This window comes from Liquorilactobacillus capillatus DSM 19910 (genome assembly GCF_001434915.1).
Taxonomy (GTDB): Bacteria; Bacillota; Bacilli; order Lactobacillales; family Lactobacillaceae; genus Liquorilactobacillus; species Liquorilactobacillus capillatus.
This window is the reverse complement of the sequence record NZ_AZEF01000052.1, coordinates 1-514: the sequence shown is the minus strand read 5'-3', so window position 1 is coordinate 514 and position 514 is coordinate 1. Positions and strand designations below refer to the sequence as shown.

At 37.4% G+C, this 514-nt stretch carries 1 protein-coding gene; it reads right to left on the bottom strand.

Annotation, left to right across the window (positions count from 1 at the left end):
- Positions 1 to 447, bottom strand: a 447-nt coding sequence (locus FC81_RS09520) for an HK97 family phage prohead protease (protein WP_157054791.1), incomplete at its 3' end; no start/stop codon positions are given.
- Between the last annotated feature and the right edge of the window lie 67 nt (positions 448 to 514).

The window sequence follows — 514 nt, the reverse complement described above, 5'->3', positions numbered from 1 at the left end:
TTTTGTCCATGTATCTGTACCATCATTCACTTCAAAACCAAAACTGCATGAATCAATATTACCAGCAGTCACTTGTTCATAAACATCATTCGCATAGGTCGTATTAGGCAATGTAGCTTTAAAATGAAGTCCTTTATCATCTGTTTCAAGTTCCAATGTACCAGCTTTAACACTAGCTAAAACTTGACTATAATCATGGTTATTCAGCATTAAAACATCTGATAAATCCACTCCATCAAGTGCCTGTGGTGTAACTACTTCCGTAAATCCACCTAAATCCTTGCTTTGTGAGTTCCACACAATCGCATAGCCTGAAATAACTTTACCTTGTGGGTCTGCGCCATTTTGTGCACCCCCTTGTTCAGGCTGTTCTTGCTCTGGTGTTTCTACTTGTGGTTGATCTGCTCTAAGTTCAGCTTCAACCGTTAATCGTCTGTCCTGTTTCACTATTTTCAGCCCCATTCTTATTAAGATTATTCTTATCACTAAACCAATTAATTATTACTTTTTCTAA